Source organism: Pantoea sp. K16 (assembly GCF_048452805.1).
GTDB lineage: Bacteria > Pseudomonadota > Gammaproteobacteria > Enterobacterales > Enterobacteriaceae > Pantoea > Pantoea agglomerans.
The window spans coordinates 63138-78577 of record NZ_JBLWNV010000003.1 but is presented as its reverse complement, the minus strand read 5'-3'; the positions used below and the strand labels follow the sequence as shown (position 1 = coordinate 78577).

Annotated in this window: 21 protein-coding genes; 9 read left to right on the top strand and 12 right to left on the bottom strand. The window is 56.2% G+C overall.

Features of this window, described 5'->3' with window-relative positions; translation table 11 throughout:
- Nucleotides 1–14: 14 nt before the first annotated feature.
- The 3 genes from ACK13D_RS04845 (at nt 15) to ACK13D_RS04835 (ending at nt 1666) form a co-directional block, all read left to right on the top strand.
- Nucleotides 15–344 (top strand): cupin domain-containing protein, encoded by a 330-nt coding sequence (locus ACK13D_RS04845; RefSeq protein WP_010245017.1) that lies wholly within the window; start codon nt 15–17, stop codon nt 342–344.
- A 266-nt stretch (nt 345–610) separates the two neighbouring features.
- Complete coding sequence (locus ACK13D_RS04840; protein ID WP_010245020.1) at nt 611–850, top strand: hypothetical protein; 240 nt, start codon at nt 611–613, stop codon at nt 848–850.
- A 321-nt stretch (nt 851–1171) separates the two neighbouring features.
- Nucleotides 1172–1666, top strand: coding sequence for an AAA family ATPase (locus ACK13D_RS04835; RefSeq protein ID WP_022625673.1), 495 nt, complete (start codon nt 1172–1174; stop codon nt 1664–1666).
- A 19-nt stretch (nt 1667–1685) separates the two neighbouring features.
- Here ACK13D_RS04835 and ACK13D_RS04830 read toward each other — a convergent pair whose 3' ends face one another.
- Nucleotides 1686–2579 carry a dihydrodipicolinate synthase family protein gene (locus ACK13D_RS04830; RefSeq protein WP_341576005.1) on the bottom strand — a complete coding sequence of 298 codons (894 nt, stop codon included), beginning with the start codon at nt 2577–2579 and terminating at the stop codon, nt 1686–1688.
- 125 nt (nt 2580–2704) lie between these two features.
- On the opposite strand from ACK13D_RS04830, the gene ACK13D_RS04825 reads away from it, so the two are divergent.
- The 5 genes from ACK13D_RS04825 to ACK13D_RS04805 all read left to right on the top strand — a co-directional run bounded on the left by ACK13D_RS04825 (nt 2705) and on the right by ACK13D_RS04805 (nt 6570).
- A complete protein-coding gene (locus ACK13D_RS04825) occupies nt 2705–3019 on the top strand; it encodes an antibiotic biosynthesis monooxygenase family protein (RefSeq protein ID WP_163851511.1) in 315 nt (104 codons plus the stop codon).
- Between the two features lies 1 nt (nt 3020).
- Entirely contained in the window at nt 3021–3404 is a 384-nt protein-coding gene (locus ACK13D_RS04820; protein WP_010245033.1) for an amino acid-binding protein, read from the top strand.
- A 4-nt stretch (nt 3405–3408) separates the two neighbouring features.
- Nucleotides 3409–4119 (top strand): ArsR/SmtB family transcription factor, encoded by a 711-nt coding sequence (locus tag ACK13D_RS04815; protein ID WP_341576004.1) that lies wholly within the window; start codon nt 3409–3411, stop codon nt 4117–4119.
- Nucleotides 4120–4442: 323 nt separating this feature from the next.
- A complete protein-coding gene (locus ACK13D_RS04810; protein WP_122888982.1) occupies nt 4443–5750 on the top strand; it encodes an MFS transporter in 1308 nt (435 codons plus the stop codon).
- Nucleotides 5751–5760: 10 nt separating this feature from the next.
- Nucleotides 5761–6570: a molybdate ABC transporter substrate-binding protein gene (locus tag ACK13D_RS04805; protein ID WP_341576003.1), complete on the top strand. Its 810-nt coding sequence runs from the start codon at nt 5761–5763 to the stop codon at nt 6568–6570.
- Here ACK13D_RS04805 and ACK13D_RS04800 read toward each other — a convergent pair.
- Together ACK13D_RS04800 and ACK13D_RS04795 are read right to left on the bottom strand one after the other, a co-directional pair.
- Nucleotides 6545–7444 carry a LysR family transcriptional regulator gene (locus ACK13D_RS04800; protein WP_010670120.1) on the bottom strand — a complete coding sequence of 300 codons (900 nt, stop codon included), beginning with the start codon at nt 7442–7444 and terminating at the stop codon, nt 6545–6547. The genes ACK13D_RS04805 and ACK13D_RS04800 overlap by 26 nt on opposite strands.
- 14 nt (nt 7445–7458) lie before the next feature.
- Complete coding sequence (locus tag ACK13D_RS04795) at nt 7459–7950, bottom strand: MarR family winged helix-turn-helix transcriptional regulator (protein WP_010670119.1); 492 nt, start codon at nt 7948–7950, stop codon at nt 7459–7461.
- A gap of 73 nt (nt 7951–8023) precedes the next feature.
- Between ACK13D_RS04795 and ACK13D_RS04790 the strand changes: the two genes are divergently transcribed.
- Nucleotides 8024–8962 carry a quinone oxidoreductase family protein gene (locus ACK13D_RS04790; protein ID WP_010670118.1) on the top strand — a complete coding sequence of 313 codons (939 nt, stop codon included), beginning with the start codon at nt 8024–8026 and terminating at the stop codon, nt 8960–8962.
- Here ACK13D_RS04790 and ACK13D_RS04785 read toward each other — a convergent pair.
- From ACK13D_RS04785 to ACK13D_RS04745, 9 genes are all read right to left on the bottom strand, one after another.
- Nucleotides 8949–9398, bottom strand: a complete 450-nt coding sequence (locus ACK13D_RS04785) for a thiol-disulfide oxidoreductase DCC family protein (protein WP_033779212.1) — start codon at nt 9396–9398, stop codon at nt 8949–8951. The two genes, ACK13D_RS04790 and ACK13D_RS04785, sit on opposite strands and share 14 nt — an antisense overlap.
- On the bottom strand, nt 9367–9990 hold the full coding sequence (locus ACK13D_RS04780) for a glucokinase (RefSeq protein WP_122458514.1): 624 nt from the start codon (nt 9988–9990) through the stop codon (nt 9367–9369). The genes ACK13D_RS04785 and ACK13D_RS04780 overlap by 32 nt, the downstream gene beginning before the upstream one ends.
- Complete coding sequence (locus ACK13D_RS04775; RefSeq protein WP_010245049.1) at nt 9987–10424, bottom strand: PTS sugar transporter subunit IIA; 438 nt, start codon at nt 10422–10424, stop codon at nt 9987–9989. Before ACK13D_RS04775 ends, ACK13D_RS04780 begins: the two co-directional genes overlap by 4 nt.
- A 9-nt stretch (nt 10425–10433) precedes the next feature.
- Nucleotides 10434–10703, bottom strand: a complete 270-nt coding sequence (locus tag ACK13D_RS04770) for a hypothetical protein (protein ID WP_010245053.1) — start codon at nt 10701–10703, stop codon at nt 10434–10436.
- 95 nt (nt 10704–10798) lie between these two features.
- On the bottom strand, nt 10799–11641 hold the full coding sequence (locus ACK13D_RS04765; RefSeq protein ID WP_045140371.1) for a class II fructose-bisphosphate aldolase: 843 nt from the start codon (nt 11639–11641) through the stop codon (nt 10799–10801).
- Nucleotides 11628–12995 (bottom strand): PTS sugar transporter subunit IIC, encoded by a 1368-nt coding sequence (locus ACK13D_RS04760; RefSeq protein ID WP_008925155.1) that lies wholly within the window; start codon nt 12993–12995, stop codon nt 11628–11630. Before ACK13D_RS04760 ends, ACK13D_RS04765 begins: the two co-directional genes overlap by 14 nt.
- Nucleotides 12988–13302, bottom strand: a complete 315-nt coding sequence (locus tag ACK13D_RS04755; RefSeq protein WP_010245062.1) for a PTS sugar transporter subunit IIB — start codon at nt 13300–13302, stop codon at nt 12988–12990. The genes ACK13D_RS04760 and ACK13D_RS04755 overlap by 8 nt, the downstream gene beginning before the upstream one ends.
- Nucleotides 13303–13312: 10 nt before the next feature.
- Complete coding sequence (locus ACK13D_RS04750; protein ID WP_187494447.1) at nt 13313–14293, bottom strand: 6-phosphofructokinase; 981 nt, start codon at nt 14291–14293, stop codon at nt 13313–13315.
- Nucleotides 14294–14750: 457 nt separating this feature from the next.
- Nucleotides 14751–15335: a YceI family protein gene (locus tag ACK13D_RS04745; RefSeq protein ID WP_010245067.1), complete on the bottom strand. Its 585-nt coding sequence runs from the start codon at nt 15333–15335 to the stop codon at nt 14751–14753.
- Nucleotides 15336–15440 lie beyond the last annotated feature (105 nt).

Sequence of the window (15440 nt, the reverse complement as noted above, 5' to 3'; positions counted from 1 at the left end):
GCAGGAGGATTGCGATGTTTATCTACCATAAAGAGCGACCACTGGAAGATCTGGGCAACGGCGTGACCCGCCGCGTGCTGGCGTACGGCGGCACCATGATGGCGGTAGAAGTGATTTTTGAGAAAGAGGCTGTCGGCCCGCTGCATCACCATCCCCACGAGCAGCTGACCTATGTGCTGAGCGGACGTTTTGCCTTCACCATCAATGGTGAAACGCGTGAGGTGGGCGCAGGAGATACGCTCTATAAAGCGCCCAATGTGGTTCATGGCTGTGTCTGTCTTGAGGCGGGCACCTTACTGGATACGTTTACACCGCAGCGCGAAGATTTCCTGACCGCTAAATAGTGCATGCGGCCCGGTGGGCCGCCTGTTGACCTGACGCAGGACTGACCTGGTTTTTCCCGCCTCCGCATCCGGCTTCAGGCCCGCAGAATTTTTCTGAAATTCCTTATCCCGCTAACTTAATGATTAGCTGACATTTACGCCGCAACCGCGCTGCGCTTAGCTTCGTCCTGAAAATCAATCGGGCAGATTTCTGTACAAATTCCGGATCGTTGTATAAGTTTAATAGCAATCGCCGAACATTTTTTAACCCGAAACAGGACAATACTATGCCGATGCAAAACACCCTCACGTTGCCGGTGAATCACAGTGGCCCGGTCAAAAATGAGTTTAGTTCATCCTTTGCCGTGTCTGAACAGGACAAACTCAACTTTCTGATCGAAGAGTTACTGGAAGCGGGCAAGGAAAAAAGCTGTATGGAACTGCTGCGCCACCTGGCATCCGCAGACAGTGCAGAAGAAGAGGCATGCTGCCGCGAACTGCTGACGTTGCTGATGGCACAAAAATGAAGTCAGTCGCCAGCTGTTCAGCGCAGATTCTCCCCTTTCTGAAAGTGTATCTGATATCGCACTCAACGCCTGACCGCACTTCCCCGTTCAGGGGTGTCAACATGCCCAGCGAAAGCCGCGGTTTTTTCTGAATGCAGTAACGCCCGCAGCAGCAGAGACTGTTACGCGCGGTAAACCGGGTTTTACTCACCAGCAACTTTTTGCCTCTCATTGCTTATCTCTCCCCTGTTTTGTTAGCCTGAATCCCGCTTCGGCGAGACCTGCTTTACTTTCCCTTCGCGTAATGCGCGCGGTTCACTATCAGGCTGACACAGGAGTGATATGACCATGACTTTTGCCCCCGCCACGCTGCATCTGCTGTGTGGAAAAATTGCCTCCGGGAAATCGACGCTGGCGGCGGAGCTGAGCGCCGCCCCCGGTTGCGTGGTGATCAGCGAGGATCAGTGGCTCGCCGCGCTTTATCAGGACGAGATGCAGTCGGTGGCCGATTACGTGCGCTATGCGGCAAAACTCAGAAAGGCGATGACGCCTCATCTGGTCGCGCTGCTTAACGCAGGGGTGTCGGTGGTGCTCGATTTTCCTGCCAACACCCGGGCGAATCGCGACTGGATGATGTCGGTGATTAAGGCAACCTCTGCCGACCATCGTCTGCATTATCTGGACGTACCGGATGCGCTGTGTAAATCGCGCCTGCACGCCCGAAATCAGGGCGGCGAACACGCCTTTGCCGCAACGGACGAGCAGTTCGCGCTGATTACCCGCTATTTCGAAGCGCCGCAGGAGGAAGAAGGCTTTAACCTGGTGCGCCACGGTTAATGCCTTCTGGCGCGGGATCTTAAGAGAGGTCGAGTGCCGCGAGCACGTCAGCAATCTGCTGGCAGTGCGCATCGGAGAGCGGCTGCAGCGGGCGCGGCAGGCAGTCGCGTTCGGTCAGTTCCAGCAGCCCCGCCGCGGCGCTGATCACCCGGAAACTGCCGCCATGCTGGCGGAACAGCGCCCATAAAGGCTGCAGGCGATCGGACTGCGCCCTGACGCTCTGATGGTCGCCTGCGGCCGCCGCTTCGGTCATCGCTTTTGCAACGCGCGGAAACAGTCCGCCGCACACCGAATACCAGCCATCACAGCCCGCAATCAGCCCGTTGGCGGCAGAAGCATCGCCGCTGACGCCAATCGACACGGAATCTGGCAGCGTGCCGCGCAGCTGAGCGAGGCGATCGTTAGCCGCAGATTGCTCCGCCGGTACCCCAGGAATTTTCACTGACCCGACACCGGAAAGTGCGGCGATCCGGCTCAGCAGCGCATCGGAAAACGTAAAATGGGTGGTGCCGGGATTGTCATAGATACAGACTGGCACCGAGGCGTGTCGCGTTACGGTCTCGAAAAGCGTGAACACCTCATCTTCATTCAACGTCTGATAACCCAGCGGCGGCAGCAATAACGCGGCCGCGCCCGCCTGTTGCGCGTCCTCCGCCAGCGCCAGCACCTCGTCAGTGCCCACCGCACCAATGCAGATCATCACCGGAATCGACTCTGCATGTTCCACCGCCAGTTCTGCGATACGCCTGCGCTGCGCGCGGGTGAGATAGGCGTAGCTGCCGGTGGACCCCAGCACGCCAAGGGAATCGACTTTTGCATCAATCAGCCTGCGCAGCAGCCGCAAAAAAGCCGCCTCATCGGGCTTGCCTGCCGCAAAGGGAGTAAGGGGGAACGCACTGAGTCCGCTGAACATATCATCTGCTCCATTACAAGATTGCACCGGCTGGAGGTCGCCCCTGCAGCCATATTTCGTTACCGGACGAAGCATCAACCCGCCCCGCCCGCTATTTTTGCGCTATCACCCAAAGGAGGATAGCGATGATTGCCGTACTATTTGAAGCCGAAGCCCGACCCGAACACCAGATGCGTTACCTGCAACTGGCTGCCGACCTTAAACCGCTGCTGATGCAAAACAGCGGGTTTATCTCTCTTGAGCGCTTTCAAAGCCTGACCGATGAGAAAAAAATTCTCTGGCTCTCCTGGTGGCGCGATGAAGAATCGGTGCTGGCCTGGAAGCGCAACCTCTGTCACCAGGCCGCACAGCGTGAAGGCCGCGAGACCCTTTTTGCCGGTTACCGTCTTCGCATCGTCACGCTGATCAGAGAATATGCCTCACAACAGGGAGTAAATTAACATGTTCGATATTCATGTCATCCTGCAAAATAGTCCAGGCACACTTTCCCGGCTCACCACGCTGCTGGGCCGTCATGGGATTGGCCTGGAAGGCGGCGGCCTGTTCTCCTTTGGTGAACAGAGCCACGCTCATTTTCTGGTTGAGGAAGGCGAACGGGCGCGGGCCGTGCTTGAAGCAGAAGGTATCGCCGTCGAGGCAGTTAACGTCCCGCTTATTCGCAGGTTACCGCAACAGCGTCCCGGCGAGCTGGGGGCGATCACTGCACGCCTTGCCGATGCCGGAATCAACATCCTGGTGCAATACAGCGATCACGCTAACCAGCTGATCCTGATTACCGATAACAATCGATCAGCCGCCGGGCTGACCACAGAATGGGCACTGTAATCTGATGGCAACTCCACAACCGCATAACGCACCTGACGATAGCGAAGCACTTGAGAATGCGATTGTGGGCGTCGCCGCCGCAATGGCCGATCCGTCACGGGTGAAGATGCTGTCCGCGCTGATGGATGGACGCGCCTGGACCGCCACCGAACTCAGTGCCGTCACCGACGTGGCGCCCTCAACCGCCAGCGCCCATCTGAACCGGTTGATCACCAGCGGCTTGATCGTCTGCGTGGCGCAGGGGCGTCACCGTTATTACCGACTGACCGGCAGTGACATCGCTACGCTGATTGAGAACATGATGGGCGTGTCCTGGCGACGGATTGCCGCGCCGGCGAGCACCACCCCAACATCGCTTCGCACCGCCCGCACCTGTTACGACCATCTGGCCGGTGAGATTGCGGTGCAGATTTATGCCGTAATGGCGCAACAGGGCTGGATCACGCCGGAAGGCAGCGCTGTCACCCTGTTGGGTCTGCAGCAGTTTGCGGCGTTGCAGATTGATCTGTCGCAGCCCGGACGCCGCAGAGCCTGCTGTGGCTGTCTCGACTGGAGTGAGCGCCGGTTCCATCTCGGCGGCTACGCGGGTGCAGCGCTGCTGAGTGCCTTTGAAACGCAAGGCTGGCTAACCCGGCAGCCTGGCTACCGTGAAGTGGTTTTTACCGTAGCGGGCGTCCGACATTTACATCAGATTTTTGGCATAACCTTTCCCTGACGCCTTGCTGCCTGCGTTCTGAACCCTCTTTGCCGCCAGACTCTGCGCTGATGGCCTCAGACAAGCCAGATTCCCCCTATTCGCCTGCAACACGCTTATGAAATCTGTCACATTTCCGCAAACTCATCTCAAACCCACTAACAGGCACAAAAAAACCACCCCGCCACTTAACCCATTGAATCAAAATAATTTTAAGTGATAACGCCTGGCAATCATGCGGCTGGCACATTAATCGATGCCCTTTTTGCACTTATTTAGCGCCGGGCGCTGATCCACTCTTCAGTGACAGGCGCGGCAAAAAGCGTCAAACCTTACTGGAGTTACTGATGCAGACAACCTCACCCATGACTCACCGCGCCAGGATTGGCGCAATATTCCGTGTTACCTCAGGCAACTTTCTCGAACAGTTCGACTTCTTCCTGTTCGGTTTCTATGCCACCTATATCGCCCATACCTTTTTCCCGGCCAGCAGTGAGTTCGCCTCACTGATGATGACCTTTGCCGTGTTTGGCGCAGGGTTCCTGATGCGCCCGATTGGCGCGGTAGTGCTGGGGGCGTACATCGATAAGGTCGGTCGTCGTAAAGGGCTGATCGTCACGCTCTCCATCATGGCGGCGGGCACCTTTATGATCGTGCTGATCCCCTCTTACCAGAGTATTGGTCTGTGGGCGCCGCTGCTGGTGCTGATTGGTCGGCTGCTGCAGGGCTTTTCCGCCGGTGCGGAGCTGGGCGGCGTGTCGGTCTATCTGGCAGAGATCGCCACACCAGGCCGCAAGGGCTTCTACACAAGCTGGCAGTCGGGCAGTCAGCAGGTCGCGATTATGGTGGCGGCGGCGATGGGCTTTATCCTCAACGCGGTGCTGGAAGAGAGTGCCATCCGTGAATGGGGCTGGCGCATTCCGTTCCTGTTTGGCTGCCTGATCGTGCCGTTTATCTTCCTGCTGCGTCGCAAGCTGGAAGAGACCCAGGAGTTCAACAACCGTCGCAGCCATCCCGATGTGAAGCAGGTGTTCCGCATCCTGCTCGCCAACTGGCAGGTGGTGATTGCCGGGATGCTGATGGTAGCAATGACCACGACAGCGTTTTACCTGATTACGGTTTACGCGCCGACCTTTGGCAAGAAAGTGCTGCTGCTCAGCGCCTCTGACAGCCTGCTGGTGACGTTGCTGGTGGCGGTATCGAACTTTATCTGGCTGCCGATTGGCGGTGCGATCTCCGACCGCTTTGGTCGTAAGCCTGTGCTGGTCGCCATGACCCTGCTGGCAATAGTCACCACCTATCCGGCTCTGAGCATGCTGGCCGCCGCACCGGGCTTCTCGATGATGCTGGGCGTGCTGCTGTGGCTTTCAATGATCTATGGTCTCTACAACGGCGCGATGATCCCGGCGCTGACCGAAATCATGCCAGCGGAAGTGCGCGTGGCGGGCTTCTCGCTGGCCTATAGCCTGGCAACTGCGCTGTTTGGCGGGTTTACGCCGGTGATGTCAACCGGCCTGATTGAGATGACCGGCGATAAAGCCTCGCCAGGCTACTGGATGAGTTTTGCCGCAGTCTGCGCCCTGGGGGCAACACTTTACCTCTATCGTCGTACACGCAGTGCCGTATCACCTGCCCATGAAACCGCTAGCTGAGGAACGTAAAATGAAACTGAAAACGATGTCGCTGTACGCTGCTCTGCTGTTCAGCGTGGCGGGCAGCGCCACGGCGCAGGCAAAAGAGTTGACGGTAATGATCTCCGGCGGGTTTAAAGCAGCGTGGGATACGCTCTCGCCCCGCTTCGCCAGGCAGGAGGGCATTACTATCAATACGGTCGCCGGCCCGTCTATGGGTAAAACCCCACAGGCCATTCCGGCACGACTGGCGCGCGGTGAACCGGCCGATGTGGTGATTATGGTCGGCGACGCGTTAAGCAATCTGCAAAAACAGGGCGAGACGCTGCCGGGTTCACGGGTTGAGCTGGCGGACTCGCGCATCGGCGCGGTGATCAAACAGGGTGCCACGCCGGTTAAGATTGGCAGCGAAAGCGCGCTGCGTACTGCTCTGCTGAACGCCAGCTCCATCGCCTATTCTGACAGCGCCAGCGGTAAATATGTCAGCAGCCAGCTGTTCAGCCGCCTGGGCATTGAGGATCAGGTTAAGGGGAAAGCGGTGAAGGTTGAGCGCATCCCGGTGGCCTCAGAGGTCGCGGCCGGTAAATACGCTATCGGCTTTCAGCAGGTCAGTGAGCTGCTGCCGGTGCCGGGCGTCACTTTTATTGGCGAACTACCGGACAAGCTGCAATACACCACCCGCTTCGCCGGTGCCGTGGTGCGCAAGTCAGCGCAGCCGGATGAGGCGGCTAAGCTGCTGCGCTGGCTCGCCTCCTCTGAGGTACAACAGGCGGTGCACGCCAGCGGACTGCACACCGTGAAAGCGTCTAAACCGGTCAGAGACGCTGATACTGTTCAATAATCAGGTTCTCCAGTTCGCCCGCAATATGCGACAGCGACCGGCCATTTTTACGTAGCAGACCCACGGTGCGTTTCACCTGCGGATCGGTCAATGGAACCGCCATCAGCAGGGCGTGATCGTAGCCAGGCATCGACATGGCGGGGACGGCAGCAATGCCCAGCCCCGCCTCAACCATCCCCAGCATGGTGGTGACGTGGCGGGTTTCACAGATACAGGGTTTCTCCGGCATGATCGCCTGCAGCGCCTGATCCAGCAGGTTGCGATTGCCGGAGGTTTTATCCAGCCCGACCCACTCATACTGATAAAACGCCTGCCAGCTCAGACTCTTTTTGCCGGCTATCGGATGGTCACGCCGACAGGCCGCCACATAGGGATCATCCATCAGCGGCTGGAAATGCACATCCGGCTGCGAGCGGCTGGAAAAACTGATGCCAAAGTCGGCCTGACCGCCAATCACCGCGTCATAAACGTTAGCCGCACTGCTGTCGATCAGTTTGACTCGTACGCGGGGATAGCGCGCCTGAAACAGCCGGATAATGTTGGGCATAAAGTAGTAGGCGGCTGACGGCACGCAGGCCACGGTAATCAGGCCGGTGCGGGCTAAGCTCACCTCACTGAGATCGGCCATGACCTCCTCAAAATCAGCCAGCAACTTATCCGAGCGCTGAGCAAACGCATGCCCCTTCAGCGTCAGCGTGACGCGGCGCGTGGTACGCTCAAACAGTTTGATCCCCAGCGAGGTTTCCAGCTTATCTATCCGGCGGCTCAGCGCCGACTGTGAGAGACAGATCGATTCCGCCGCCAGGCGAAAATTTCCAAACTCCACCAGCGCGCGAAACGCATAGAGATCGTTGAGATCGAAATTAACCGGCATAAATCCCTCTTCCCTTAAACCGCATCATGCTTGTCATCATTTTCGTCACCTTCCGTGAGGGTAAAATCGGTAACAAATCTGCTGAGCAGTTGCTCCAGCGCCTCGCGATCGCTGTCCGGCCAGTGCCGGAAAACGCGCTGATAGACCTGCACGCGCTGCGCATCGATTTTATCGGTCATCGCCCGGCCATCTGCGGTAATGGCTGCCTCGTTAATCCTTTTGTCCTGCTGATTTTTCTGCCGCACGACCAGCCCGGTTTCCTCCAGTTTCGCCACCTGACGGCTGACCGTGCTGTAGTCACGCCCCACCCGATCGGCCAGTTCGCCTACGCCGATCGGCCCGAACCGGCTGACCTGAACCAGCAGCGGAAACAGCGCCCGATCCAGTTCAATACCCGCCGCTTTAATCATCGCCATATCGCGCTGGGGGCGGTTAAGCGCGCCTGCAATCGTCAGCAGACAATTATGCAGCGCATCGTATTTATGTGTATTTTGCACACTTTTCATTGACGCCATCCTGAGGCAGGAATAATGTGTGTACTTTACACCTAATAACTCCCAGACAGAAGGCAGACCAACCATGAAAGCAGCGATAATCGATCAGGCAGGCGCAAAACCTCACTACGGTGACAGACCGGAACCCCAGGCCGGTGAGCATCAGCAGCGGATTACCGTCAGAGCCGCAGCACTCAGCCAGCTGGCGAAAGCCCGGGCGGCGGGCAACCACTACAGCGCCGTTTCGCAATTCCCGTTTATTCCGGGCATTGACGGAACGGGCTACCTCGACAACGGCGAGGCTGTCTACTTTCTGGCTTTTGACTCCGCCTCGGGCAGTATGGCCGAGCGGACGGTGGTCAGTAGAGAACACATCATCCCACTGCCTTCTGGCCTTGATCCGGTGCTGGCAGCAGCTCTCGCGAATCCGGGCATGTCCTCCTGGACAGCGCTGACCCGTCGGGCCGCACTTCGCCCCGGCGAGACCGTGCTGATCAATGGCGCGACCGGCACTTCGGGTCGCCTGGCGATCCGCATTGCCCGCGCGCTGGGTGCAGGCAAAATCATTGCCACCGGCCGTAACAGAGAAACGCTGCAGCAGTTGCACAATGAGGGTGCTGATATCACTCTGACGCTGGATGCGCTGCCCACCGAACTCCCCGCCCTGATGGCAGAGGGCGTTGATGTAGTACTGGATTATCTGTGGGGTGAGAGCGCACTGGCAATCATGACTGCGGCGGTTCGGGGTGGCGAAAAAATCGTGCGCTTTGTGCAGATTGGTTCGCTGAGCGGGCAGGAGATTTCCCTGCACAGTAAGCTGCTGCGCTCATCCGGGCTAACACTGATGGGAAGCGGGCTGGGCAGTGTGCCAGACCGTGAACTGATCGCCTCAATAGGGGAAATGCTGCAGGCCGCCGGACCGCACGGTTTTACCATTCCTTTCCGGTCGCGTCCATTAAGTGATATCGCGGAGGAATGGCAGAGCGACGACAGCCGTTGCCGGACGGTATTTACCCTTCCGTGACCGTCTGCTCCACCTCATGCAGAAATCGACCAGGATAATCGGGTTGGATAGCGTGCTGGGCGCTGTAACGCCCAAACAGCTTATAGCGGTTTAACGCGATGCGGTCATAAGCAAAGTTACTGATCGCGTCGGGAAAGTGGCGCAGCACCGCCAGCCCGCGCCACGGGGCCGGCAGGTGCTGCATCACGCGGAACACCGCCTGCGCCCGCAGCCAGTGCTGGTTATCGGCAATGTAGACAATGGTGCTGATGTTCTCTTCCGGCAGTCCGGCCCAGCGCAGCAGCGCTTTGCCCTGCTCGCTCTGCACCGAGGCAAAACGGACCTGCCGCGCCAGATGGTGACGCAGCAGGAACTGAACCCAGCCGTTACACAGCTTACAGACGCCGTCATAGAGCACGGCGCTCTCACCGGTTTGCAGATACGGGGGCGACGACATCCTGCAACACCTCACTCCTCTGATGATGAACTGAAGTGTAGCGGGTTCTGGTCAGTTGCTGCTGCAGCCAGTGAATGACGGCAGCGTGATCCTGGGCGCAGGCATCAACCTCATACACCTGGCCCAGCGCCATCGGAGTGGCCTGTTGTGCCAGCTGGCGCAGCTCCGGCAAATACTCCGCACCCGGATGGCCCGGCAGCCGCTGTGACAGCCGCGCCTGATAGCGCGCCACCGCCGCTTCCGGTTCAATCTTGAGCCATAGCTCCAGCGCCTCTTCCACGCCCGCCTGTTTCAGTCCCTGCTCCAGCAGCGTACGGGGCTGGAACCCAAACCAGGCGTCGATCAGCCAGATCTGACTGGCGGGAGCCTGCGCGACGATGTTCCAGATCGCCTGATAGGCCGCGCAGCCCAGTTGCCGGTTACGCTGGCGATCGACCGGCGCAAAAGCGTGCATAAACGGCTCTTTCAGGCTGTCGAGCGTCAGCACCGGCCAGCTAAAGTGTTGTGACAGCACGCGCGTCAGGGTGCTTTTACCCGATGCCGGAATACCGTTAACCAGCACCACGCGTTTGGGGGGGATGTTTTGCGTCATAAGATATCGATGACCTCCGCGACACTGCTGGCCTGACGTAACCGGACCAGCGTTTCCTCATCTTCCAGCAGCGACACAATCGCGCGGATCCCCTCTTCGATATGGGCATTGCTGTCACGCGCACCAAACATAATCACAATGTCCGCTTTGTCACTGCCCTCAAACGAGATCGGCTCATTCAACAGAATCATACTGAAACAGTCGCGGATCACACCCGCGTCCGGTCGCGCATGGGGAATGGCGATCCCCTCTTCAAACACGTAGTAAGCGCCATGGGCCAGCGTATTGGCAATGACCGCATCAGGATAAGAAGCATCGAGATAGCCGCCACTGACCAGGGGTTCGGCAGCCAGCGCGATAACCTGACGCCAGTCCGTGGCGTCGATACCAATCTGAATGGCGTTTGCCTCTTGCAATAACTGCTTAATCGTCATCAGCTCTCCTTAAATCGACTGGCGAACCACATTGCGTAATTCATCGATTTTGACAAACAGCGCATCAATTTCATTGCGATAGCGACGGCTTTTCGCAAATAAGCTTAATGCCCGGTTATATTCCAGCATTAATTGTTTTTGCGTTTCGCCATCACGCGGATTAATAGCCAGCTGCTGCTCCAGTTGCGTTATTTTCTCGCGACTTAATTCCGCCAGATGATCCTGCTGCTGCTCGCTGGGTTGTTCCACAGCCGGAGACTTTTTTAAGAATCCAAACATAGGCTCTCCTGCCCCGTAGCATGTCGGGGTGGCTCAGATTAATAGGTAATTATAAAAGGTTTGACGCAATAAGCCGGTGATGGCGAAACGGGCGATTACCGGAATAATTGCATCTTCTCTACCAGCACACTGGTTACCGCATCATTGGCCGGCACCAGGAAATTACGCACGCTGTCATTGACCTTGCCTTTTTCAAAGGTCGATTTGCACTGCGCCACCCATTGAACATTCATTTCGGTGCCGACATTGACCTTCTCAATACCGCTGCTGACCGCCAGCCGCATATCTTCATCGCTGACGCCGGTGCCGCCGTGCAGCACCAGTGGCGTGTGGGTTGCCGCCGTGATATCTGCCAGCCGCTGATGCTGAATATGCGCTTTACCGGTGTAAAGCCCATGCACGGTGCCGATGGAGATCGCCAGCATATCGACGCCGGTCTCTTCGACAAAGCGGCGCGCATCTTCCACCGGCGTAAACGCAATCGCCTCCATCTCCACACATTTACCATCTTCCGAGCCGCCAATCGCGCCCAGCTCCGCTTCTACCGAAACATCGTGCGGACGCGCCATATCGATCACCCGGCGGGTATTGGCAATATTCTCCTCAATTGACAGATGGGACCCGTCATACATCACGGAACTGAATCCGGCATCAATCGCTGTCTGAATTGCCGCTAAATCGGAACAGTGATCGAGATGCAGACAGGTCGGGACATTTTTGCTCTCTGACAGCGATTTAATGGCATCGACCAGTAATTTATGGCCGAGATATTTCGCCGTACCGGTGGAGATCTGAATCATTAACGGACTATTGGTTTTCTCTGCCGCTTTAAAATAGGCGGGCAGCATCTCCAGGCAGTGAAGATTAAAAGAACCCACCGCTTTAAAGTCGCGCTGTTTAGCCAGCTGTAACAGATCGGCGAAGTTATAAAGTTTCATGGATTTTTTCCTCTTGAGGTTTTGTGGATTTGCCATTAACAAACCAGGCAAGCGCGGTAACAAAGGCAATAAACAGGGCGACGAACAGCCAGTTATTCTGGAAGGCGTGGCCGAGCACCAGGCCGGTACTGATGACATCTGAGTCACTGAAGGTCACACCGGTGAAGCCATAGCTCTCCAGCATCGGCACCAGGATGGCGGGCAGAATGGTGATAAAGAGGCCGTGGACGAAGCCGCCGATCATCGCGCCGCGCCGTCCGCCCATGGCATTACCAAATACCCCGGCGGTGCCACCGGCAAAGAAGTTGGTCAGCAGGCCAGGCAGGATCATCGCCAGACCAAACATCGGGAAGACGAGCATGCCGACAATTGAGCCGAGCGTGGTGGCGAGAAAGCCAACAATCACCGCGTTCGGGGCATAGGGAAACATCACCGGGCAGTCCAGCGCCGGTTTGGCATCCGGCACGACACGCATGGCGATACCGCGGAAGGCAGGCACCAGCTCGTTCAGCAATAGACGAACGCCGCTGTAGAGCACAAAGACTCCGGCCACGAACTGAATCGACTGCATAAAGGCGTACATCAGGTAGTTCATGCCGTTGCTGTACTGGGCGATAAACGCCGGACCGGCCGCCACGGCGGGGATCAGGTACATCGGCACCATCACCAGCGCCATCGACAGATAGGTATCCTGCAGAAACTTGAAGTTATCGGGCAGCTTAAGATCTTCAGTGGATCGCGATCCTTTGCCGACCACTTTGGCGACCGCCGCAGTGACCAGATAACCAATGGTGCAGAAGTGACCCAGGGCAACGTCGTCCGAATCGGTAATACGCCGTACCACCGGCTGCGCCAGCGCAGGCATCACCACGGCCATGATCCCGCCAAAGATACCGCCGGTCAGGATCAGCGGCAGACCGGTCAGCCCCGCTTTATAGCCAATCACCGCGCCAATCGTCGCCATCCACAGCAGAGCCTGGCCGGTGAGGAAGATGTACTTAAAGGGCGTCAGTCGCGCGATGATGATATTGACGATAAAGATCACCAGCAGCGTCAGTGCCACTTCAGACCCCAGCTCACGGTTAGCCAGCCCGGCAATGGCGGCAACATCGGTGATATAGCCGCGCATGCCAAAGCCGTGGGTAAAAATGGTATTGAGGAACGTCAGGGTTCCCACAATAATATTGATACCCGCCATCATAATTAAAAAACCGAGCAGGGTTTTAAAGGTGCCTTCCACCACCTTGCCTGCAGATTTCTTTTGCAGCAGCAGACCAATCAGGGCAATAAAGGCGATCAGAATAGACGCCTGCCCCAGCAGATCTTTTACCAGGAAGTCGATCACACTATTCATGGGCGGCGACCTTTACGTTGCGTTCTTTTAAAAAGGCCAGGATCTTCTGCTCTATTTCCGCTTTATCGGTGAGCCGGTTAAGAATAATGACCCGCTTAATCTGTTCCGGACTGGCGTCGGCATTTAACACATCGGCAAAGGCTTTTTGCGTCAGAATCATGTCCGACTTAAAGGCATTCGCTTCTGAAATGGTGGTGTGATCGATATCGGCCTCAATCTCCAGTTTTTTTAAAACCGCTTTTGCGCTCATCTCAATCGCAAAACTGGATCCTAAGCCACAACCACAGACACATAATATTTTCAGCATGGTTTTCTCCTCACAATATATTGAGTTGTTTAGCGAGTTTATAATGGTGCCCGTCAATATCGACCAGGCGTTTTTGCATGCTTATTAAATCAATCGGAATCGGTTTATTGCTGCCATTAATAATGACCGCTTTATTCCGCATGCCTGACTGAATACAACGCACCACTTCACTGGCCATAATGGTGCCCTGATAAATCTCTTCGCAGGTGGGATCACCATTCCGCAGCCCGTAACCGAGGATAGTTTTACGGACGCGTACGCCAATAAGCGGCTCAAGCTGTTTGATTAAGGTGTCGATAGCCCCCTGAAAACCCGGCGAATATTCGCGGGTGTAGCCTTCTGAACAGAGAATGATCACGCTGTTCTGTTCTGCCAGCCGCCGGGTGATGCGCTGCGCCAGCTGTGGCAAAGGAATCTGGCACTCCGGGATCAGCGCAATGTCCGCGTTGGATTTAATCGCCGACTGCAGGGTTAATTCGCCGCAGTAACCGCCGAGTAACTCCAGCATAAATACCCGTCCAGGTAAGGCGCGCCCGGTATTCCGCAGTTTCGCGACCTCTTTTAATACCTGTTCGCAGGCGGTGGAAAAACCCAGGGTGTAATCACTGCCGAAGACATCATTATCGATAGTCATGCCGACGCCGAAACAATTAACGCCAGACTCCGACAGGGTATGGAGAAATTGCAGCGACCCGTCACCGCCCGCCATAATTAACACTTCAATACGGGCGTTTTTCAGCTGGCGGGCAATACATTCATATTCGCTGCGCACCAGTTTCTTTTGCGTGCGTCCCGATTGCATAACCGGAATTGAGGCAATTGAAAAGTCGAGCAGATCACGCTGGCTGATATCACGATGGTTATTTGCCAGCAGGCCGGGAATGCCACCATCAAATATCACGATCTCCGCCTGCGTCAGACGCCCTAACTGGAAGACAAAATTATTAATGCCGGTTACATCACCGCCACTGATCACCATTCCAATTCGCATTTCCCTCACCTCGCTGGCTTAATCTGCTGAGGGCCATTCTTCCGGTTCGTGGGGTTGCTATTTGCAGAGGAGATCACAGTTACGAGCGGTATTTTTTGGGCGGGGTTATTGACAGGGGTGTCTGAACGGCGGTTTATGAGATCAAAATCACACTATTTGCGGGAAGGCAGATTAGAGCGAAACGATATAAATCAAAGGGTTAGTTCAGAAGGCATCTGAATTTTATTTCGCCACACAGCGGCACTGAGTGGCTTATTCCGTGCTGTTGCAAATTTGTGACTTTCGCCTCATTTTCCCGGTTCCGGGCCAGATAAAGCGTTCAGAAAATAGTTGATGAGGAGATATCCGGATTATTTTATGGCAGAGAAACAGGCGGGCAGAATAGATTTCAGAGGGGAAGAAGGCGCAGAAAAAACGAATAAGGGGCGTAGCAGCAAGCCGCTACGTCCCAAAAAGCTTACTTGGCGTAGGCTTCAGTAGACAGAGTCAGAGTGACCTCGTCGCTTACCGCTGGGACATATTTGTCCAGCTTAAAGTCAGAACGCTTGATGGTGCCGGTGGCATCAAAACCAATCGCCTGCTTTTTCACCATCGGATGCTCGCCCTGCTTGTTCAGCGTCGCGTGCAGCGTAACTGGCTTGGTGATCCCTTTCAGGGTCAGGTTGCCTTCAACATCAAATTTGTTGTCGCCCTTCGCCACCACTTTGGTGCTGTGGAAGGTCGCAGTCGGATATTTAGCGGTGTCGAAGTACTCAGCGCCTTTGAATTCTTTGGTCAGCGCAGCCACGTGGCTGTCGATTTTGCTGACTGGCAGGGTCACGTCAACGCGTGATGCCTCTGGATGATCTTTATCAAACACCAGGTTACCGGTTGCATCAGGGATATCAGCGGTAGGGTTTGAGAAGCCGAAGTGGTTCCAGGCAACAATTACCGACGTATGCTCAGGATTCAGCTGGTAGTGCATCGCCTCAGCCTGAGACAACGGGGCGTAGAGGGTGGCAGCGGCTAACAGGGGCAGTGCAATACGTTTGAAGTTTTTCACGGTCAATTCCTTATGCGGACAAAGTGAATTGAGTGTGGTCCAGTTCGCCCGGAATAGACAGTGAAGAGATTTGTCGGTAATTTTCAAATAAATTCAGCAACTTTA